This window comes from Microcoleus asticus IPMA8 (assembly GCF_013179805.1).
Lineage (GTDB): Bacteria > Cyanobacteriota > Cyanobacteriia > Cyanobacteriales > Microcoleaceae > Microcoleus > Microcoleus asticus.
Map to the genome: position 1 here is coordinate 1 of NZ_SRRZ01000136.1, position 19,729 is coordinate 19,729.

Here is a 19,729-nt window from a genome sequence, read left to right on the forward strand (position 1 = left end):
TCATTTTCTTTACCTCATCTTTATTTGACGATTTTACTAGCTTTTTCATTTTAACTCTTTTTTGACACATTCGCAAAAGTGAGATGCACCCCTAAAGCCTAAAGCCATCCACTCAGTCGGTGTCCGAGTGACATCGTGACTGCGAGATAAAAGGGCGGCTTGCAAAGCTTTAATAGAGGTATCGGCATCTAGATGAAATAGTGGTTTAGACATTACCAGCTTCGATAATTTGCTCAGCGGCAATAGATGCGTCTATTTCTTGATAGTGAGCCGCATAAAAAGCGAGAACAGCGTTCACTTCAGCTTCACTTAAGTCATACTCAGTGGCAATTTGGTTTGGAGAAAAACCCCATTTCTGCGCTGCGATGACTACTGTTTGCACCCGCAACCGAGTGCCGCGCAAAACGGGAACGAGTTCGCCGCTAGCGCCGCGCACATAGGTGATTTCAGGAAAAGCCGGATCGTCCTTCCGCTGGCTGAGGGTAGCGACTTTTTCGGCTACAGCCCAGAGGATAAACTGATCGAAGGAAATGCCTTGGAGTGTTGCCAATTTTTCAGCTTCTTGCTGTAACTGAACGGGTAAGTTTAAGGCGTAGGATGTCATCGATCTAACTTCCGTTTGCTAATATAATTTCATCGGTTCATTCTTTAACAACTTCCATCAACTCCTCAATCAAAACATCGAGGGTGCGAGCTATCTTTTGAATGGATGTGATATCAACCGTTGCTAGTCCTTCCGATCGAGCATAGTGCCTGACTGTGCTGTACGGAACCTCGGATCGATCGGCAACATCCTTTAGCGTCCATCCTTTTTCGTCAGCCAACTCTCGGATTCGGAACCTAACTAACCCCATTCTACTTGACAAACGATAAGTATCTATCGTTTAATATTTGTAATCACAAAGACGATCGCCCTCAGACCTGATAAATCAAGGGCAATCGCCTCTCTAACCATCCACTTTCGTGGAAAGGATTTTCCTATGATACCAAAAGAACTCACTTATCGCGATCGACTTAAACCTTGGTGTATAATTCGCCAACTCCCAAACTGTCAGCGGTTAACAGTCGCCCGTTTTAGTCGTCGCCCCGATGCCGAATCTTACTTGAATGCACTGCATCGCTTAATGCCCGCAGTCACACATAGAATTGTTTTCGTAAATGCGCTGTGCGTCAATGAAACCAGCGTTCCAATTCAAACACAATTGTCGATCGACAGTTAAAGAATGCTTAGTTCGATCGAGTTTTCGAGAATCCGATCTAAAACTCGATCGACTTTCTCCAAAAACCACTCAATATAAAACAACTGCCAACAGCCAAAACTGTCAACAGTTGTTTTATACATTCAATGCGGATGGCGAGACTCGAACTCGCAAGGACATATTGCCACACGCACCTCAAGCGTGCGCGTATACCAATTCCGCCACATCCGCTCTTTCTGGCAATCTCTGGGATTTTTTGCGTTACGAGTTAAAGATTCACAGGTTGAGGTTCCTGACATTTAACTTGTGACTTGCCCTTTTGCACCGCCGATTTACAATCATAGCACCACTACCAGCCAAATGTAAAATAAACTTTTATGAACAATTTCTGCAAAACCATTATCCAGAACATACCGAAAGGCATTATTGTACAGAATATTGAGTGAATTAAGCAGCGAAGATGGGGTTCTCGAAAATTTTAATCGCTAATCGGGGAGAAATAGCTCTCCGCATACTGCGCACCTGCGAGGAAATGGGGATTGCCACGGTCGCCGTTCACTCCACCGTAGATAAACACGCCTTGCACGTCCAGTTGGCAGACGAAGCCGTTTGCATCGGCCCCCCCACCAGCAGCAAAAGCTATTTAAACATCCCCAACATCATCGCGGCTGCCCTGACGCGCAACGCCGCAGCCATTCACCCGGGCTACGGATTCCTCTCGGAAAATGCCCGATTTGCTGAAATCTGCGCCGACCATCAAATTACCTTCATCGGCCCTTCTCCTGCCGCGATGCGGGCGATGGGCGACAAATCCACCGCTAAAGAAACTATGCAGCGGGTGAAAGTCCCCACAGTTCCCGGTAGCGACGGATTGCTGGCCGACGAACACGAAGCTTTGTCGATCGCCCGCGACATCGGCTATCCTGTGATGATCAAAGCCACAGCCGGCGGTGGTGGCCGGGGGATGAGGTTAGTGAGAGAAGCATCCGAACTCCCCAAACTATTCTCCGCAGCCCAAGGCGAAGCCGATGCAGCCTTCGGCAATCCCGGACTTTACCTCGAAAAATTCATCGAAAAACCCCGGCACATCGAAATCCAAATCCTCGCCGACAACTACGGTAACGTCATCCACCTCGGCGAGAGAGATTGTTCCATTCAGCGCCGACATCAAAAACTCCTCGAAGAAGCCCCCAGCCCAGCCCTCACCCAGAAACTGCGAGATCAAATGGGTCACGCCGCCGTCGCCGCCGCCAAATCCATCAACTACACAGGTGCCGGCACAGTCGAATTTCTGCTTGACAAATCCGGCAAGTTCTACTTCATGGAAATGAACACTCGCATCCAAGTAGAACATCCCGTCACCGAGATGATTACAGGCCTCGACTTGATAGCCGAACAAATTCGGATCGCCCAAGGAGAAAAACTGCAAATCAAGCAAAACCAAGTAGTTCTCAACGGCCACGCCATCGAGTGTCGCATCAATGCCGAAGATCCCGATCGCAATTTCCGACCTCACCCCGGCAGAATCAGCGGTTATTTGCCTCCCGGCGGCCCCGGCGTGCGGATGGACTCTCACGTTTACACCGATTACGAAATACCCGCTTACTACGATTCTTTAATCGGTAAATTGATAGTCTGGGGGCGCGATCGACCTTCAGCGATCCGGCGCATGAAACGCGCCCTGCGGGAATGCGCCATCACCGGCGTCCCCACCACCCTGGGCTTCCACCAAAAAATCCTCGATAGCCCTGAATTTCTCAACGGCGAGGTTTACACCAATTTCGTCGAACAGTTCATGAACCAAAACAGTCATTAGTCAATCGGTTTTGGATTTTAGATTTTGGATTTTGGATTTTGGATTGAAGAAAGCAACCCCACGGATCGATCCGGGGGTTTTTACCCAGACTGCTTTCAGTCAACAGTCAACAGTCAACAGTCAACCGCCAACTTTTACATCATCATCGTCAGGAGTCCTTGCTGACCGAGAATCATTTCTCGCAGCAAGCTACAGATACCGACCCAAATAATCGGCGTAATGTCCACCCCGCCGATCGGCGGTACAATCTTTCTAGTTACGGCTAAAAAAGGTTCCGTCGGCCAAGCAATCAGACTCAACGGCAACTTACTCAGGTTCACCTCGGGATACCAAGTCAGAACGATCCGAAAAATAAAGAGCAAAGTCATCAGCACTAGGACAGAGCCCAGAATCCAACTTGCAACGGTAATACCAGTCATGGGTCTTATCTCGAAATCTTAAGTTTTGTTAAGTCAGCCGTTCATAATTTTAACCGTTTCACAGGTGCGATCGAAAGTATAAAATTAATAAAAATCAAATTGTTGTAACAAAGGCTTTGAATCTATGACTCCTTCTCTCGCGAACTTTTTGTACAGCCTGCTGGTCGGCGTGGCTGTGGTAGTGATTCCAGCAACGGTCGCCCTGATCTTCATCAGCCAAAAAGACAAAATCAAGCGCACCTAAAAAGTCTGGGGGGCTTCAAGTCAGGCGTAAAAGTCAATTTTCGCCTGCACGTCGGGCCTTTTCGAGATCTGAGAAACCTCGGCTACCAGCAACTGTGAAGGCAAAACCTTCGGTTGACTGCCAAGCTGAGGTTTTTTCCCGTTAAACTCATTATTATACTCAGTTCCTAAGCTGAAACCCTGACCGGACGCTGCCCCAGAAAGCACAGTCGGGATAACAGACTTAATGATAGATGTAAAATCTAACTCGCTAACATAGGAAAGACATAGGAGATAGGCTAATGGTCAATTTAGGATTGAACTGGAGCAGCCTGTTAGGGATCATCCTAGCAGTAGCAGGGGCAGGACTGTACTTTCTGCGATCGTGGCGTCCCAAACTAGCCCGAGACCACGATATTTTTTTTGCAGCAGTCGGCCTGCTGTGCGGCGGTATTCTGTTATTTCAAGGATGGCGGCTTGACCCAATTCTGGCCTTCGGTCAATTTCTACTCACGGGTTCGGCCATATTTTTTGCAGCAGAAAGCATTAAGCTACGGGGAGCAACCACCGCCCAAGCCAAAAGTCGCGCTCAATACGTAGATGAAGAGCGACCTGTCAGCAACGCCTACGGTTACGACAGCTACGATTCCGACATCGAGCAGCTAGAACCAGAGGAAGACTATCCGCAGCGTCCCCGGATCAGAGGCAGCCAAGACTACCGTTCCTCCCGGGAAGCCTACGACGACGAACCCCGCCGCCGTCCCTCGAATCGCAACGGCAGCGTTAACACCTCCAAGCCCGAGTCGTCCGATCGACGAGCATCGCGCAAACGTCCCTCTCGCCCAGAAGCAGAAGCCTCGCCTGCCCAAGAGTCTGACAACTGGGACGTTTCAGACAACCCCGAAGAAAGACCGACCCGCAGCCGCAGCAGTCGCCCCCCAGCTTCGGAAAACCGCAGTTCCGATACGCCGCCGAGAACCAAAAAACCCCGTCCTGCGGAAGCATCCAGGTCTCGCCCCAGCAACCGCGACGTGGAAGCACCGCCGTCAGACTACGTGGAGTATCGACCTGTAGAATACCCGGAAGACCAACCGGATAATTCCCCCAATTTCGACAAATAGGCAAACATAAGTAGGTGGGTGAAACTAAACATTTATCCCCCAGCTCCGGCTTGGGACACCGCAGAACTCTAAGTTGCGTTTATTGATACCCATCTACTTATTATCAGATATTAGACTTATTAAAAAAACTGTAAATAGGGAGTGTGAAACCGCAGACAAACGCAGATATACACAGATAAAAGCTAATTTTTTTCTAAAAAAACCTTTTAACATACCGAACCAGTGGAACTAATCGACAGCATAATAATCTAAATATAAAATCCTCAATCTAAAATCAGCAAGATGCCTTTACTCGAAATAGGAGATCCGGCTCCCTGGTTTTCCATTCCTTCTACAAATAACCCCTTATTTAATTTCTCGACAGTTGGCGGCCGGCGAGTCGTGCTGTTTTTCTTTGGCAGCGCAGCTTTTGAACAAATTCAAGTTATGCTCAAAAGCTTTCAAGAGCGATCGGAGGAATTCCAAAGCTTGCAAGTAGCGCGGTTCGGAGTGAGCGTTGACCCAGCAGACAAAGAACAAAACAGACCAACAACTATTGCTCCGTCATTCCTCTTTTTCTGGGACTTGGATAAAACAGTCAGCCAGCAGTACGGTGTTTCCCAAGATGTTGAACAAAATGGAGTTGGCGGAGTTCACTATGCACCCCAAACTTTTGTTATCAACGAAAACCTTCAGATAATTAATATATTGCCGATGGGCGAACCGCACCAACACGCCCAGCAAGTATTAGATTTTTTCAAAACTTTGCCCCCAATTGAGGAAGCCCGAGCCGCCACTCGCCACGCCCCGGTGTTAGTAATTCCTAACGTTTTGGACAAAAAGTTTTGCCGTACTTTGATCGATATGTACAAAGCTAATGGTGGCAGTCCCTCGGGCTTTATGAGGCAAATAGAGGGAAAAACCGTTGGCCTGCACGACGACACTTTCAAAAAGCGCCGAGATTTCTTTATTAAAGACGAGGATTTCCGGCGAGAATTGAATGCGATTATTTTGCGCCGGGTGCGGCCGGAAATAGAGAAAGCTTTTCAGTTTACAATTACCAGGTTTGAACGGTATTTGATAGGTTGTTACGATGCCCAGAGTGGCGGTTATTTTCTGCCGCACCGCGACAACACTAGCAAAGCTACGCTGCACCGCAGGTTTGCGATGACGCTAAACTTGAATGTGGGAGAGTACACGGGGGGATTTTTACGGTTTCCAGAGTACGCGCCGCACGGTTATAAAGGCGATTCGGGCACGGCGATTATTTTTTCGTGTTCTTTGCTGCATGAAGCGACTTCCGTGATTAGCGGTCAGCGTTTTGCTTTGCTGTCATTTTTTTACGGTGATGAGGAGGCTGAGGTGCGGAAAGCTAATTTCAAGTATCTTGCTGCTGATTCAGATTCCCGAATTGGAGAACCGGCGTGAGGAATGTCACTACCGTTGTGCAAGTCCTAAAATAATTACAGAGGGTAGTTAGCAGTTAGCAACAAAACCTAATTCCTAGCTACCGATCGCTAAATACTAAAATCGATCGCCATGAATTTCACACTTCTAAGTTTAGCAGTATCGGGAATTTTAACGGTTGGGGTAACAGCCAGCGCCAGTGCGGTTGTTACGACATCCCCTGTACGGCAATCAACAGATTTAACGGAATTTAACTCGGTGCATTCCCAGGGTGCGATCGCCCAAAATGTCGATGAACAAACCAATATTCGCGTCTACGAAAAAGCCAGCCCTGCGGTTGTTAGCGTCGATACCGGTAAATCTAACGGTAGCGGTACAATTATCAGCCCTGACGGCATGGTGTTAACGAACGCCCACGTTGTTTCGGCTGGCGGTACCGTGAATATAATTCTGTCAGACGGCAGAAAGCTTGTGGCCGATGTCGTCGGATTCGGCGAAGAAGGTCTAGACTTAGCCGTGGTTAAGATTCGCGGTCAAAACAATTTGCCCACCATTCCTTTAGCCCGTCCCGGTTCGGTGAAAGTCGGGCAACAAGCATTTGCGATCGGCAATCCATTCGGTCAATTTCAAGGTACTTTTACAGTCGGAATTGTCAGCCGCATCGACCTCGATCGGGGCTTAATTCAAACCGACGCCGCCATCAATCCCGGCAATTCTGGAGGGCCGCTGCTCAACAGTTCAGGACAATTAATCGGCGTCAATACTTCTATTTTTACTCGCGGTCGGGGCGGTGGCAGTATCGGTATCGGTTTTGCAATTTCAGCAGACAAAGTACCCGCTTTCCTGACAGCGGTACGAGAAGGGCGAGCTCCCCGCGTGGCTCAAACCCGATCGCCCTTTGGCAACAAATCACCTGAAAAACTCGCCTTAAACGGGCCCGCCGTCAGTGGCAAACTCACCAACCAGTCTAGCGTTCTGCCCACCGACAACAGCTTTTTTGACCTCTACTCGTTTGAAGGAAAAGCGGGTCAGCAAATCACAATAGAAATGAAAAGTCAAGAGATTGACCCTTATTTAATATTGCTCGGACCCAACCAGCGCGAAATCGCTCAAGACGATGACGGAGCAGGCAGTAAAGACGCCAGAATTACAGTTAGGCTGCCAGCAGACGGCACTTACACGTTAGTGGCCAATTCCTACGAAGCTAGGCAGTCGGGGGCTTATACGTTAGAACTGAAAGCGAGTGCTTCTACCGGCACTTCTCGGGCAATTTTGCAAGAAGAAGCTGCTTTAGTGGCAGGCGGTCCGGTATTGCCGTCTGACAACAGTCTGTATCGCGAGTATACTTTTGAAGGTCGATCGGGTCAGTCTGTAGCCATTTCCCTAGAAAGTACAGATTTCGATCCCTATGTGGCTATCTTTGGCCCTAACGGCCGATTAGTGGCAGAAAATGACGATGCGAGCGATTCGACTAAAAATGCGTTTCTGAGTGTTACTTTGCCCGCTACGGGTCGCTATCGCGTAATTGTCAATGCTTATGATGCTTCGGGCCGGGGTCGTTACACTCTAACTGTCCGTTGAAAATGGGTAATGGGGAATTGGTAATGGGGAATTGGTAATGGGGAATTGGTAAGTGGTCGAATTATTTTTCTTCCTTCTTCTTCCTTCTTCTTCCTTCCTTGTTCCTTCTTCCTCCTTTCTTCTTTGCAAATCGAGGTAATTCATGCGTCAAGTTAGATTTTGGGCGATCGCGCCAATTGCTCTGGTAGCTACTTTTTCTGGCAAGCCGACTCTCTCTTCGCCAGTTTCAAATTCAGGTGGAGTTGCTAACAGCAGTTCTACCATCATTTCAGCAGAATTTCCTCAAAATTCACCTGATGCGAACCCTGCTGGTAAGGCTGTTTTAGCTCAAGCAAGCCCCAACCCGTCGCCATCACCGCAGAGTTCGCCAACTCAGAGTCCAACTGTACAACCTTTGCCGAGTCCCGATCCGGGTTCATCTAAGGTTATTTTAGAGCAAAACGGAGAACTCACCCCTGCTAAGTCATCTGTACTGCCCTCGGACAGCAGTTTGTACGATGAGTATACCTTTGAAGGCACTCAGGGTCAGAAAGTGGTTGTTACCGTAGAAAGTACCGAGTTTGATACTTATCTCGCTATTTTCAACTCCCAGGGCGAGCTACTTGCAGAAAATGATGATGTGACGCAGCAAAATTCCAATTCTGAGCTTAGTGTTACCTTGTCTGCGAGCGGTCGCTACCGCGTCATTGTCAATGCTTACGAGCCGCCTCCAAAAGGTAGAGGCAAGTACAGTTTGACCGTCCGCGAAACAACTGGAAATTAGTTTGAACGAAATCCCTATCCATTATCTATGTGAATAATTTCTCGATAGGCGACTGGAAACCAAGCTTAAAAGTACAGGTTAAATTTGCACTAGCTTAACTTGATTTCCTCTTTTTATAAGCAGGAATGCAGGTAAAAAATGGATAATTATCTACTTTTTTACCTGCTTTTTTATAGGAAAAGTAAGAAGGAAGAAGGTTTTAGTTATTTAGGAGAGAAGGAAGAAGAAATCGACCGAATTAGTTTCAGGAATTAAGAACGTCCTAACCGTGTTGGCGGCTGCTAAATGAATATGATTTACGCATCGGTGCCCTGAAATCGAGTTTTTTACCAAAATACTTTGTGGCATCTCTATGAGCGGTAAAAAACCCGGTTTTAGAGCATTTTTAGTGCCTGATATACCGCTCAATTTAACGCAGACCCAGCCAGGTAAAAAAATCCTGGCGGGTGAAGAATTCTAGCAGCAAAAGTCCCACGAATCCCACCATCGCAAATCGTCCGTTGATTTGTTCGGCGTAGGCATTCCAGCCAAAGGCTGGTTCTGGTTGTTTTGGGGTATTTGGGGTTGTCGGTTTTGGGGATGGAGGAGTTTTAGCAGTCATTTAAAAGTTTTGAGTTTTGAGTTTTGAGTAATGACTTTTGGGAAGGTTTGCGATCGCACAACTTGTAATTTACCAGGAAAATGACAACCGATCGCTAATCTGCTGAGTTTTCTAAACTTTGAACCGATTCGATCAGATTTCGCACGGTTTCAGTACCTTCTGAAGGCTCAAAAAACAGTGGGAACTTGCCGCGAGCGATCATTCTCAAACCCAACGGGCCCAGACTCAGCAAACCTTTAACATCGCGGAAGTAGTTTCCTACTACTTCGATGCCAAATTTGCGCTCGTCTATCCAGCCGCCTTCTTTGACGAGATCGATTAAGACTTTGCGGTGGCGGATCGATCGACTGGCTTGGTCGTCTTTGCGATCGAGAATCTCTTGTTTAATCTTACCAATTTGATCCATCGGCGCAACTTCCATCGGACAAACCGAGTTGCAGTAGTAACAGCGGGTGCATCCCCAGACGCCTGCGGTGCCTTCATTGTATTTTTCGAGCCGATTTTCGGTTTCGCTGTCGCGGGAGTCGGCGATCGTGCGGTAAGCTTTGGCGAGGGCGTGGGGGCCGACAAATTCCGGGTTGACTTCGCGGGCGTTGCACTCAGAATAGCACGCGCCGCAGAGGATGCAGTTGCCGGTTTGGTCGAGTTTCGATCGCTCTTCTGGAGTTTGCAGAAATTCCCGTTCGGGAATTGCTCGCGAGGCGGTGCTGACATAGGGTTCAACTGCTTCTAGGTTGTCCCAAAAACTGGTCATGTCAACAACCAAATCTTTAATTACCGGCATATTTCCCATTGGGGCGACGGTGATTTCTGGGATAAAGTCGATAGGCTTTTCTGCTGAACTGGACTGGGCTATTTTGTCAAGTCTTGCGAGTTCGCTGGCCACATTTTCTTTGCAAGCTAATGCCGATCGACCGTTAATTCGCATAGAACAACTGCCGCAAATTGTATTGCGGCAATTTTTGCGGAAAGCTAAAGTGCCGTCGTGTTCCCACTTGATGCTGTTGAGGCAGTCAAGGATGGTATTGCTCTCTTCCACGTCTAGGGTGTAAGTGTGAACCCGGGGAGCCTCGTTTTGATTTTGGCGGACTACGTTAAAGCGGACTTTCATATTTTGATGGAGAAATTTAGTGTCTATTTTAAGCTGAATTTTCTGGTTCTGTAAAAACCTATTATTTTTTTTCAACTACCTAAAGTAAGAGATTTAACCAGTTTTATTATTGCTTGATAAAAGGCAATAAGTCCAAAGTGATAAATCCTAAATTGTAACTTTTTTAAGCGGATTTTTTGAGATGTTAATAGGAGAGACAAGTAATTGAGCGCTGCAGTTCGCGAGTCGGAGGTGCCTGATGTCCAGCTTGTTTGTCTTAACTTTCATGTTTTCAACGCCGGCTTTTTGTCTGGGTCTGCTAAATCCTCAATGGGTGGGACTGGGAACTCGCAAGCGATCGACTGCCTTGTACGGCGGGTTGATGGCAGTTTCGTTCCTTGTGCTTGGGGTTACAGCATCTAAGCCGCCGCAACCAGTTTCCTCGGGGCTGCTGGCCTCAACTGAATTGCCAGAATTTAGAGTCAGCGCACCTTTGCGCTGAACGTAGCTGGGTATGCATATCACTTTTATGGCAGCATTACAAATAATTTTACCAGGACTTGAACCTCGAGGGCGAGAAACCGGGTTGTTTTAACCCACATTTCGCACCCCAACTGTTTGTCAGATTAACTCTCTAAGTAGGTCGGCGGGGAAAATCACAAGTATGTAATAAAACATTAAGTAGGGTGACGGGACTTAAATTTAATACGTTGTGTACTGTAGTTTCCTCTTTGGTTGGGTAGAGGGGGGATATTACAGCGCTTTGCGTGACTAAGAGGTACAGTAACGCCAGTGAGCAAAATAATTTTCGATTTGCTTACTTGAACATAATTTCACTCCCAATTCCAAGAGTTTTTCCACAATCTGTACACTTCGAGGTACAAATCTCCTGAGCCATGCCTTTAATTCCCACCATAAATGTTCGATCGGGTTAAATTCCGGTGAGTTGGCGTGATAAATACACCACACTTGCTCCTACTGCTTCGATCATTTCTTCTACCCCCTCTACCTTATGTACCTTCAAATTATCCATGACTAATACCGCTCCTTTCCATAATTTTGGAACCAGTTGTTCTTGCACAAATTTCTTGAACTCCTCTCCATTCATAGATTTTTCCATTGTCTTCATGGCGATTACCTTCTTATTGCTTATTGCACCAATGTCCGCGCTATCTTTGCGGGGATATTTTTCAAATTATCTCGCAGCATCCAGAATTGGTTCGCGTAGAAGTCGATCGCCTCAATCAACACCCAACGCCGCTACAGTTCCGCTTGCTGTGCAAGACGACCGCCGATTGGCGAGACTTTCGCCCCTTCAAAGGCCCGATGTACCAGCCGGTTAGCAGTGATGTTTTAGCTGCGAGTGCGATCGGATAATCAGCAACAATAAGTAAAATTACGATCGCATAATTAGGCAAGAAGTCAAGTTAATTATTGTGAATTGAATACAGAAGATTGCACAATTTATACAAATAATTGGCTAAATGTTGACATTTTTCCTCGAATGGAGTATGTTTGAGCTAATTTATCGATTTCAAATTCCGCATTCTCAGTTAAGCCCATACAATTTATGAAAAGTAGAGCTACACATTGCTAATGCTTTCCATTAGAATTGTTACGCTGCATGAAAGAAATTGGAACTCTAATTTTTAGAGTTATAATTGGTCGGGTTGTGAAATTGACCGAACATAAACTTCAGAGAATTGTGAGTATGAACAAAAAAATAAAGATTGGGGTTGCTGAAGCTTTTGGTACTTTTGTGTTGGTATTAGGTGGATGTGGCAGTGCGGTTTTAGCTGGAGACAAAATCGGCTTTTTGGGAGTGTCGATCGCCTTTGGCCTGTCTCTCTTAATTATGGTTTATACGATCGGCCCTATCTCTGGCTGCCACATTAATCCGGCGGTAAGCGTCGGTTTAGTAGTTGCCAAACTGATCGATGCTGTTTTGCTTCCTTATTATATAGGAGGCCAGATTGTAGGGGGAATTTTAGGCGGTCTTGTTTTGTACATGATAGCATCAGGAAAACCGGGTTTTGATGCGGCGGCTTCGGGATTTGCATCTAACGGTTTTGGAGAACATTCTCCCACTGGTTACGGACTTTTAGCAGCAGCTTTGACGGAAATTGTACTAACTGCTTTTCTGTTATTTACAATCATGGGTACTACCCATCCCAAATATCCCGTCGGTTTGGGCGGAATTCCGATCGGCTTGATGCTGGTGTTGATTCACTTAGTCGGAATTCCGGTAACCAATACTTCGGTTAACCCAGCTAGAAGTATCGGTGTGGCACTTTTTCAAGGCGGATGGGCCATCCAACAGTTGTGGGCGTTTATTATATTCCCAGTGATTGGTGGAATTATCGGCGTTTTGGCTTATAATTTCATTAAACCGACTCTGGAAGAAATTTGATCTAGAATCAAAAATAAACCGGGTTTATTGAATTTTTTAGGGTGGTAGAATTCATCCGGCAACTTAAGAAACCCGGTTTGTCTATCGCACAACTCGATCAAATTGCAAGTATTTCGGTAAATAGGTGCCATGATTACGATCGTGATGGGAGTCTCCGGTTCTGGCAAAACTACTGTAGGCAAGTTGCTGGCGCAATCTCTCAATTGGGATTTCAGCGATGCCGACGATTTTCACCCATCAGCTAATATCGATAAAATGAGTCGGGGCATTCCTTTAGAAGATGCCGATCGCCTTCCTTGGCTATTAAAATTGCAAGCTGCAATAGACAGGTGGCTGTTAGAAAATAAAAATGTCGTGTTGGCTTGTTCTGCTTTAAAAGCATCTTACCGCGAAATTCTCTGCCGCGACCCACAGCGGATGAAAATAGTTTATCTGAAAGGTTCTTTTGAGTTATTGTCAGCCCGGTTAACAAGTCGCGAAAATCACTACATGAAAGCAGACTTGTTGTTAAGTCAGTTAGACACTCTCGAAGAACCACAAGATGCAATTATCATAGATGCTTCGCAGCCGCTAGACATAATCGTGCGCCAAATTAGAAATCATCTGATGTGCGGTTAATTGTCCACAATAAAACCTATAATACCAAATCAGGCTTAAATACCTGTTTATTTTTTAGTTCCTCTTAGCTAGGACGAGAGTTTGTATAGTAGGGAGTTCAAACGCCGAGTCTTATCGAGGGTTTTTAACGCGGGTTTAGTATAAGAGTTATTTTTTTTGAGCAACCGGGTTTCTGAACCAAATATAGCCCCCTCTCCGTTTCCGGGGGAGAGGTTTGGCGTGCTAATGTTTGTACAAATACAAGAAAGCTTCTACTTCAGCGGCAGTTGGTTGAGCTCTAATTGCCCCGGGTTTCATCGCTGTCATCGCACCTACCGCGCTCGCATAAGTTACAATTTTTTTTGTTATTTCTGGAGTGGCTAAACTCTTAATTCCCACCTTGCACAATTGGCTGACAAAACCAGCCAGAAACGCGTCGCCGGCACCTGTTGTATCCTCAACATCTACTGTAAAGGCGGGGATTTTTCCTTCATTTTCCGAGAGACAATAGGCGCAACCTTTCTCGCCCGCTGTAACCAAAACGCCTTCTACGGAATCGAGGCGGTAGGTAATAGCTCCAGCATCAGTAGTTGCAAACAACCATTCGGCTTCTTCCTCAGATAACTTGACAAAATCAACTTTTTTTAAGATTTTTCTAATGTGCGCTTTTGCTTCGTCTGGATTTGGCCAAAACACGGGACGCCAATTGATGTCAAGTATAATTTTAACATCGTACTGTTCCGCTAGTTCGATCGCTCGGGCGATCGCGTCTCGACTTTCAGGATAAGCTAATTCTAAAGTGCCTAGCACTAAATATTCGGCATTTTCAAACAGCACCTCAGGTAATTGTGCAGCGAGGAGGCGGGTGTCGGCAAAATCCGCAGTATTGAATTCGCCAAAACCGGCAAAATTTCGATCGCCCGCTTGATTCCGCAAGACATAAACTTGCCGCGTCGGCGCACTCGGATGCCGCTGCACTCCAGCGGTATCAACCCCTACTTCTTGCAATACCTCCACTAGGGAATTCCCCAATTCATCCCCACCTACAGCACCGATAAATCCCGCCGCAGTCCCCAATTTAACCAAAGCACAGGCAACATTAGCAGGAGCACCACCGGGATATGCAGTCCAAGATTCTACCTCTTCGAGAGATACTCCTGGTTTGTCTGCTAAACAATCAAATAAAATTTCACCCAGACACAGAACGCGAGGATAAGTCATATGAATTTTAGATGTTAGATTTTAGATTTTAGACCAGCAGTAGACAGGTCAATAATTATTTTTAACCCATCCCAGAAAAATTGCCAGCTATTTTTTAATCGCTGCTCCTATAATATCAGACCTACTGATACTGGCAGTTACTCCCTTAAGGGTGAAGTTTAGTGCGGGCCTATTATTAGTTTTACGTGCAAACATCTGCGGGTTTTGCTGCCCGGATGTCAGATGCGCCCAGGTAAAGGGAGCATCTGCCACCCGGCTCGCCTGCAGTGCAAGTGGCTGTGGCTGCGCGTCTTGCTGTGGCGGCACTGGGTTTGCACTTTTTCCGATTCTACAAGAGAGTTGGTGCTTGGGGCCCAAAAGAGTAGCACAGTAAATTTAATTTTCTCTTCATACTTCATCCCTCATCCTCTAGAATTATAGATAGGTAAATATGCAGACATAGGAAAAATTTATGAGCGGGATCGTCTCTGGGACCCCTGTCACCCTGTCGGACAGAGAATTGCAAGTGGTAGAGTTAGTAGCGGCGGGATTGACTAATGAGAAAATAGCGGAAAAGTTAGAGATTAGCAAGCGTACAGTTGACAACCACATTAGCAATATCTTGAACAAGACGCGCGCCGACAATCGAGTTACGCTGGTACGTTGGGCGTTGCAGTGGGGGAAGGTATGTTTGGACAATATTAATTGCTGCCCTCTACCGGGGCCGCTCGATAAAGAAGTATCTTAAGTAGGGGTTCTGGTTGGGGACAGGCAAAGAAATGATGCAAACGGCACAAGAAAAACAACTCCGCTATCAAATTCAATGCCCTGGATTGCCGCTGGCGGTGTATCGCGAAGTGGCGGCCCATTTGCGTCAAGTTGAAGGGGTGCAAACCGGTTTAATTCCGCAGCAGTCGCAGCGGTTTAATTACGGCGACAGCCAAATTGGGGGTTTGTGGATACAGTATCCTGAAGGGTTCGATTTGGCAGGTCGCGAGCGGGTCGATCGCATTTTGGCTTATTATGGCGATCGTTACGGAGCTTGGGAATTATTAAGTCATTAGTCATTAGTCAGCAGTTATTAGTCATTAGCTAAGAGTTAAGGACACAGACCTAACGAATACAGAAGTTATGAGCGGCTTAGTGAAAAGGCTATTTGCTAACAACTTTCATACGAGTTACTTTCATACCAATGACAAATGATTAATGATTAATGACCAATGACCAATGATTAATGACCAATGATTAATGACCAATGACTAACAAAATGAGTGCAATTAAAACTTTAACGGGAACGCGGGATATTTTGCCTGATGAAATTCGATATTGGCAAAATGTCGAAGAAGTGGCTAGAACAATTTTGAAAAAAGCGGCTTATCGGGAAATTCGGACGCCGATATTTGAACAAACATCTTTATTTGAACGCGGCATTGGGGAAGCGACCGATGTCGTGGGCAAAGAAATGTACACTTTTAAAGATAAGGGCGATCGATCGATTACTTTGCGTCCAGAAGGCACCGCCGGAGTAGTGCGAGCTTTTATTCAAAATAGTTTAGAAGCTCAAGGTGGATTGCAGCGTCTTTGGTACGCGGGGCCGATGTTTCGCTACGAACGTCCTCAGCAGGGACGGATGCGGCAATTTCACCAAATTGGCGTAGAAGTTTTGGGAACTGCCGATCCTCGTGCGGATGTGGAGGTAATTGCGATCGCCTGCGATATCCTGCAAACTATCGGTTTAAAAAATTTGCGACTCGATATTAACTCTGTCGGAAACAAGGAAGACAGACAAAATTATCGGCAAGCATTAATCGATTATTTTACACCGCACAAATCCGAATTAGATGCCGATTCCCAAGACCGCTTGACTCGCAATCCTCTGCGGATTTTGGATAGTAAAAATGAACGAACTCAAGAAATTGTAGCTGGTGCGCCGAGTATTTTGGACTATTTGGGAGAGGAATCGCGATCGCACTTCGAGCAAGTGCAGCTTATGCTCACAAATTTAGGAATTAGCTATCAGTTAAATCCCAGATTAGTGCGCGGTTTAGATTACTATACCTACACCGCATTTGAAATTATCTCCGACGATTTGGGAGCGCAAGCAACAGTTTGCGGAGGCGGTCGCTACGACGGTTTAGTAAAGGAATTGGGCGGCCCAGATACGGCGGCAGTCGGTTGGGCAATGGGTATCGAAAGGTTGATTATACTGCTGCAAAAGTTGCAACCTTTGCCCGCGCCGAAGTTAGATTTTTATTTGGTATCCAGGGGCGAAAAAGCAGAACAGCAATCGGTATTGTTAGCTCAAAAATTGCGAAGTGCCGGGTTTAGTGTAGAGATAGATTTGAGCGCTAGTGCTTTCGGGAAACAGTTTAAAAGAGCCGACAGAAGCGGTGCAGTTGCGTGTTTAGTTTTGGGAGATGCGGAAGCTGAAAACGAGACGGTACAATTGAAGTGGTTGGCGAGTGGTGAACAAAGTGCGATCGCCCAATCTGAACTACTAGCCATGACCAGCGAACTACAGCAGAAGATTAACAACCCTTAGAACTCTTGGTTTTAGCACACTCTAGATTTCCCTAAATCCCCCTTAAAAAGGGGGACTTTGAATTCCAATCCTCTCGTTACCAGGCTCTGCCCGGTAACGCATATCCAGAGGCTTTGCCTCGTCATTAAGCCATTAACATGAATCCCAAAAACCAAAAGATATAATTTAAACATTAAAACATTTAACCTCTGATAAGCTATGTCTGTAGCAACTAAAAACCCAGAAACAAAACTCACAATCACCTGGCCGCTACTACCAGAAGATTTTCAACTACCAGACGATCCAGTGGAAGACGAAAGCCAACCATTATTAGCCGCAGCTTTGCGCCAGCCGCTAACAGCATTTCCCGAATTAATGCAGGATGCCTTAATTGTTTCCAACTTTGCCTTGTGTGCCGGCATAAGTTTCCCAGGTTCAAGCAGCGACGAACAGCGCATTATCTGCAAAGCGCCAGATTGGATGTACGTGAAACCCGTCAATCCAAAAAATGTCTCGCAAGTACGCCGCAGTTACACGCCACACACAGAAGGAACCATCCCCCAAATCGTGATGGAATTTCTTTCAGAAACCTATGGAGAAGAATACTCGGTTGAATTTACCTCGCGGGTGGGAAAGTGGTTTTTTTACGAGCAAGTAATCAAAGTACCCAGATACGTCATATTTCGAGCCAAAACAGCTCATTTAGAAGTTTACGCTTTAGAATCAGAGCGTTACAACTTGCAAAAACCTGATGAAAACGGACGTTATTGGATACCGGGATTAAACTTGTTTTTAGGAATGTGGGAAGGAACGCACGAAGGAAGGACAGGCTGTTGGTTGAGGTGGTGGAATGCTGAAGGCGAGTTGTTGCTTTGGTCGGAAGAACGAGTAGAACAAGAACGCCAGCGGGGCGATCGCGAACGACTCCGCGCTGAAAAATTGGCCGAAAAACTGCGTCAAGCTGGGATCGAATTAGATGACGAAGAGTGAAATATCAATTGATGAGTCGAATTCGATCGTGTTTTGGTATGATGACACTCTTGTGGTGCCGGCATCCAGCCCGCCCTTGGCTAACGTTGTACTCCTATGTTAATCGAACGTCTCCAGCCGATCGCCTGGACAAAAAAACCGCGACTCATATCCTTATTTTCTGGTTGTGGCGGCATGGATTTGCCATTCCACCAAGCCGGATTTGAGGTAGTTTGGGCGATCGACTCCAATCCATACGCCTGCAAAACATTCAGCAGAAACATCGCCGATGTCATCGTTAACGACAGCATAGAAAATATAGACATTGCACAAGTTCCCGAAGCTGAAATATGTATAGGAGGGTTCCCCTGTCAAGATTTCTCCCTGATTTGGAAGCGGCCCGGACTTGAAGGAACCAGAGGCAATTTATATACATACTTTCTCGATTTTGTAAACACAAAAAAGCCCAAAGCTTTTGTAGCAGAAAATGTCAAAGGCTTATTAAGTGCCAATAATTATCAAGCAATAAAACAAATAATTTCCGACTTTGAAAGTATTGCACCAGGCTACTTAGTTAAACCTAAACTCTACAACTTTGCTGATTACGGAGTTCCCCAATTTCGCCAAAGAGTGTTATTAGTTGGCATTCGGATGGATACAGGATTTAACTTTGTGCATCCTCAGCCAGAATACGGTCAAAATCGCAAAAAACCTTATCGAACTGCGGGCGAAGCACTCAAAAATGTGGAAGCAGTTCTTGAGAATAACAAACATCATAAAATTCAGACCCGCACCGTTGAAATTTTAAATCGAATTAAACCGGGAGGGAATTTTTCCGATATTCCCAAGGATAGTCCCTACTATGTCAAAGGAATGATCAGTCACGTTTATCGGCGAATTCATCCAGATAAACCATCATCGACAATTATTGCGGGTGGAGGTGGCGGGACTTGGGGTTATCATTATTTAGAACCGCGTTCTTTGACAAATCGTGAAAGGGCAAGATTGCAAACATTTCCCGATGATTTTGTTTTTGAAGGTTCTACGACTGAAGTGCGGCGGCAGATTGGCAATGCAGTGCCACCGCAAGGAATTGCTGCTGTTGTGGAGTCTTTGATTCCGCTATTTAAGGGGAGTTATCCGCAAGTTGATTTATATGAAATGAGTAAAAAGTTGCAGGGGATGTCTATTCAAGAACGATTAAAATGGGCTGAATTAGAGGTTTCCGATCGCAGTTTGCAGTTAATTTGAAATGGGGCAGTATATCTGAAGCTTAACATTTGCAGGCTCTGGGTTTACGCTTAAATAAAATACATAAGGAGGGAAAGTCAATGATCGAGTTTGATCGAGGTCACTACACCGATTTTAAATTGCCCAGCAACTCAACTATTGCAAAGCAATTACAGCAAACACTTCAGACGGTTTGGGACAGAAAATATGACGATTTATACGAACGAGGTGGAAAGTGCAATGTAGAAGAAGCTTTTGTAGAAGTAATGAAAGCCTTTGGAATGCCTAATCATGCAATATCCCATCAGCGATACGTCTATATGGCTTATGGAATAGCATTAGCAGCTAAACCGAATTAAACATTACTTTCCTGAAGAAAACAAGGCTGATATCGTTGAAGCAATTGTATCTTGTTGGCTTAAGAATGGCTGTGAAATCCCAGAAAGTTGGGCAGATACCTTGTTTCCTAATATCAACAAAATTGGAAAATATCAAGCTACTGACGAAGCTTATAATAGACATCTCCAAAATAGTAACATTTTGTGGTACAAGAAGATCGTAAAGCTTTTTTGAGACAGAAACATGAGCGACATCCTGAATCATA

Annotated in this window: 28 protein-coding genes and 1 tRNA gene; 17 read left to right on the top strand and 12 right to left on the bottom strand. The window is 45.9% G+C overall.

Annotated features, from left to right (window positions below):
• Positions 1-45 precede the first annotated feature (45 nt).
• From E5S67_RS26615 to E5S67_RS26625, 3 genes are read right to left on the bottom strand one after another with little or no spacing between them, the layout of a single operon-like run.
• Complete coding sequence (locus E5S67_RS26615; protein ID WP_172191667.1) at positions 46-213, bottom strand: hypothetical protein; 168 nt, start codon at positions 211-213, stop codon at positions 46-48.
• Positions 206-604, bottom strand: coding sequence for a DUF433 domain-containing protein (locus tag E5S67_RS26620; RefSeq protein WP_172191668.1), 399 nt, complete (start codon positions 602-604; stop codon positions 206-208). Before E5S67_RS26620 ends, E5S67_RS26615 begins: the two co-directional genes overlap by 8 nt.
• Positions 605-641: 37 nt before the next feature.
• The gene (locus E5S67_RS26625; protein WP_006634859.1) at positions 642-854 is read right to left on the bottom strand and encodes a helix-turn-helix domain-containing protein; all 213 of its coding nucleotides are present in this window, start codon (positions 852-854) and stop codon (positions 642-644) included.
• Between the two features lie 126 nt (positions 855-980).
• Between E5S67_RS26625 and E5S67_RS26630 the strand changes: the two genes are divergently transcribed.
• The gene (locus tag E5S67_RS26630) at positions 981-1,220 is read left to right on the top strand and encodes a hypothetical protein (RefSeq protein WP_172191669.1); all 240 of its coding nucleotides are present in this window, start codon (positions 981-983) and stop codon (positions 1,218-1,220) included.
• On the opposite strand, the gene E5S67_RS34170 is transcribed toward E5S67_RS26630, so the two are convergent.
• The gene (locus E5S67_RS34170) at positions 1,217-1,342 is read right to left on the bottom strand and encodes a hypothetical protein (protein WP_281363578.1); all 126 of its coding nucleotides are present in this window, start codon (positions 1,340-1,342) and stop codon (positions 1,217-1,219) included. The genes E5S67_RS26630 and E5S67_RS34170 overlap by 4 nt on opposite strands.
• A gap of 4 nt (positions 1,343-1,346) precedes the next feature.
• Positions 1,347-1,430, bottom strand: a tRNA-Leu gene (locus E5S67_RS26635).
• 229 nt (positions 1,431-1,659) lie between these two features.
• On the opposite strand from E5S67_RS26635, the gene accC reads away from it, so the two are divergent.
• Positions 1,660-3,015: an acetyl-CoA carboxylase biotin carboxylase subunit gene (gene accC / locus E5S67_RS26640; RefSeq protein WP_172191670.1), complete on the top strand. Its 1,356-nt coding sequence runs from the start codon at positions 1,660-1,662 to the stop codon at positions 3,013-3,015.
• Between the two features lie 134 nt (positions 3,016-3,149).
• On the opposite strand, the gene E5S67_RS26645 is transcribed toward accC, so the two are convergent.
• Positions 3,150-3,434 (bottom strand): YggT family protein, encoded by a 285-nt coding sequence (locus E5S67_RS26645; RefSeq protein ID WP_015176974.1) that lies wholly within the window; start codon positions 3,432-3,434, stop codon positions 3,150-3,152.
• 124 nt (positions 3,435-3,558) lie between these two features.
• Here E5S67_RS26645 and psbX point away from each other — a divergent pair, with 124 nt between their 5' ends.
• From psbX to E5S67_RS26665, 4 genes are all read left to right on the top strand, one after another.
• Positions 3,559-3,678: a photosystem II reaction center X protein gene (psbX, locus tag E5S67_RS26650; protein WP_172191671.1), complete on the top strand. Its 120-nt coding sequence runs from the start codon at positions 3,559-3,561 to the stop codon at positions 3,676-3,678.
• Positions 3,679-3,958: 280 nt separating this feature from the next.
• The gene (locus tag E5S67_RS26655; protein ID WP_172191672.1) at positions 3,959-4,777 is read left to right on the top strand and encodes a Ycf66 family protein; all 819 of its coding nucleotides are present in this window, start codon (positions 3,959-3,961) and stop codon (positions 4,775-4,777) included.
• 282 nt (positions 4,778-5,059) lie between these two features.
• On the top strand, positions 5,060-6,184 hold the full coding sequence (locus E5S67_RS26660; protein WP_172191673.1) for a redoxin domain-containing protein: 1,125 nt from the start codon (positions 5,060-5,062) through the stop codon (positions 6,182-6,184).
• 111 nt (positions 6,185-6,295) lie between these two features.
• Positions 6,296-7,744, top strand: a complete 1,449-nt coding sequence (locus E5S67_RS26665) for a trypsin-like peptidase domain-containing protein (protein WP_172191674.1) — start codon at positions 6,296-6,298, stop codon at positions 7,742-7,744.
• Here E5S67_RS26665 and E5S67_RS26670 read toward each other — a convergent pair.
• Positions 7,730-7,888 (bottom strand): hypothetical protein, encoded by a 159-nt coding sequence (locus E5S67_RS26670; RefSeq protein WP_172191675.1) that lies wholly within the window; start codon positions 7,886-7,888, stop codon positions 7,730-7,732. The genes E5S67_RS26665 and E5S67_RS26670 overlap by 15 nt on opposite strands.
• Here E5S67_RS26670 and E5S67_RS26675 point away from each other — a divergent pair.
• Positions 7,887-8,507 carry a pre-peptidase C-terminal domain-containing protein gene (locus E5S67_RS26675; RefSeq protein WP_172191676.1) on the top strand — a complete coding sequence of 207 codons (621 nt, stop codon included), beginning with the start codon at positions 7,887-7,889 and terminating at the stop codon, positions 8,505-8,507. The two genes, E5S67_RS26670 and E5S67_RS26675, sit on opposite strands and share 2 nt — an antisense overlap.
• A gap of 409 nt (positions 8,508-8,916) precedes the next feature.
• Here the strand turns inward: E5S67_RS26675 and E5S67_RS26680 are convergent, their stop codons facing one another.
• Entirely contained in the window at positions 8,917-9,108 is a 192-nt protein-coding gene (locus E5S67_RS26680; RefSeq protein ID WP_172191677.1) for a chlorophyll a/b-binding protein, read from the bottom strand.
• Between the two features lie 94 nt (positions 9,109-9,202).
• Positions 9,203-10,219, bottom strand: coding sequence for a succinate dehydrogenase/fumarate reductase iron-sulfur subunit (locus tag E5S67_RS26685; protein ID WP_172191678.1), 1,017 nt, complete (start codon positions 10,217-10,219; stop codon positions 9,203-9,205).
• A 238-nt stretch (positions 10,220-10,457) separates the two neighbouring features.
• Between E5S67_RS26685 and E5S67_RS26690 the strand changes: the two genes are divergently transcribed.
• On the top strand, positions 10,458-10,700 hold the full coding sequence (locus E5S67_RS26690) for a hypothetical protein (RefSeq protein WP_172191679.1): 243 nt from the start codon (positions 10,458-10,460) through the stop codon (positions 10,698-10,700).
• 429 nt (positions 10,701-11,129) lie between these two features.
• Here the strand turns inward: E5S67_RS26690 and E5S67_RS26695 are convergent, their stop codons facing one another.
• Positions 11,130-11,327 carry a transposase gene (locus tag E5S67_RS26695; protein ID WP_172191681.1) on the bottom strand — a complete coding sequence of 66 codons (198 nt, stop codon included), beginning with the start codon at positions 11,325-11,327 and terminating at the stop codon, positions 11,130-11,132.
• On the opposite strand from E5S67_RS26695, the gene E5S67_RS26700 reads away from it, so the two are divergent.
• From E5S67_RS26700 to E5S67_RS26710, 3 genes are all read left to right on the top strand, one after another.
• Entirely contained in the window at positions 11,318-11,575 is a 258-nt protein-coding gene (locus tag E5S67_RS26700; protein WP_216670734.1) for a hypothetical protein, read from the top strand. The two genes, E5S67_RS26695 and E5S67_RS26700, sit on opposite strands and share 10 nt — an antisense overlap.
• A 334-nt stretch (positions 11,576-11,909) precedes the next feature.
• On the top strand, positions 11,910-12,608 hold the full coding sequence (aqpZ, locus tag E5S67_RS26705) for an aquaporin Z (protein ID WP_172191683.1): 699 nt from the start codon (positions 11,910-11,912) through the stop codon (positions 12,606-12,608).
• A gap of 129 nt (positions 12,609-12,737) precedes the next feature.
• Entirely contained in the window at positions 12,738-13,226 is a 489-nt protein-coding gene (locus tag E5S67_RS26710; protein WP_172191685.1) for a gluconokinase, read from the top strand.
• A 222-nt stretch (positions 13,227-13,448) separates the two neighbouring features.
• On the opposite strand, the gene E5S67_RS26715 is transcribed toward E5S67_RS26710, so the two are convergent.
• Positions 13,449-14,426, bottom strand: a complete 978-nt coding sequence (locus E5S67_RS26715) for a carbohydrate kinase family protein (protein WP_172191687.1) — start codon at positions 14,424-14,426, stop codon at positions 13,449-13,451.
• A 451-nt stretch (positions 14,427-14,877) separates the two neighbouring features.
• On the opposite strand from E5S67_RS26715, the gene pedR reads away from it, so the two are divergent.
• The 6 genes from pedR to E5S67_RS26745 all read left to right on the top strand — a co-directional run bounded on the left by pedR (position 14,878) and on the right by E5S67_RS26745 (position 19,484).
• Positions 14,878-15,153, top strand: coding sequence for a photosynthetic electron transport-dependent transcriptional regulator PedR (gene pedR, locus E5S67_RS26720; RefSeq protein ID WP_172191689.1), 276 nt, complete (start codon positions 14,878-14,880; stop codon positions 15,151-15,153).
• Between the two features lie 34 nt (positions 15,154-15,187).
• Complete coding sequence (locus E5S67_RS26725) at positions 15,188-15,469, top strand: hypothetical protein (protein ID WP_172191697.1); 282 nt, start codon at positions 15,188-15,190, stop codon at positions 15,467-15,469.
• A gap of 203 nt (positions 15,470-15,672) precedes the next feature.
• On the top strand, positions 15,673-16,947 hold the full coding sequence (hisS, locus tag E5S67_RS26730; protein ID WP_172191699.1) for a histidine--tRNA ligase: 1,275 nt from the start codon (positions 15,673-15,675) through the stop codon (positions 16,945-16,947).
• Between the two features lie 198 nt (positions 16,948-17,145).
• Positions 17,146-17,916 carry a Uma2 family endonuclease gene (locus E5S67_RS26735; protein WP_172191691.1) on the top strand — a complete coding sequence of 257 codons (771 nt, stop codon included), beginning with the start codon at positions 17,146-17,148 and terminating at the stop codon, positions 17,914-17,916.
• Between the two features lie 96 nt (positions 17,917-18,012).
• Positions 18,013-19,146, top strand: a complete 1,134-nt coding sequence (locus tag E5S67_RS26740; RefSeq protein WP_172191693.1) for a DNA cytosine methyltransferase — start codon at positions 18,013-18,015, stop codon at positions 19,144-19,146.
• An 80-nt stretch (positions 19,147-19,226) separates the two neighbouring features.
• Complete coding sequence (locus E5S67_RS26745) at positions 19,227-19,484, top strand: hypothetical protein (protein WP_172191695.1); 258 nt, start codon at positions 19,227-19,229, stop codon at positions 19,482-19,484.
• Here the strand turns inward: E5S67_RS26745 and E5S67_RS32750 are convergent.
• Positions 19,471-19,729 (bottom strand): hypothetical protein (locus E5S67_RS32750; RefSeq protein WP_216670735.1); only part of this gene is annotated, 259 nt, incomplete at its 5' end. The two genes, E5S67_RS26745 and E5S67_RS32750, sit on opposite strands and share 14 nt — an antisense overlap.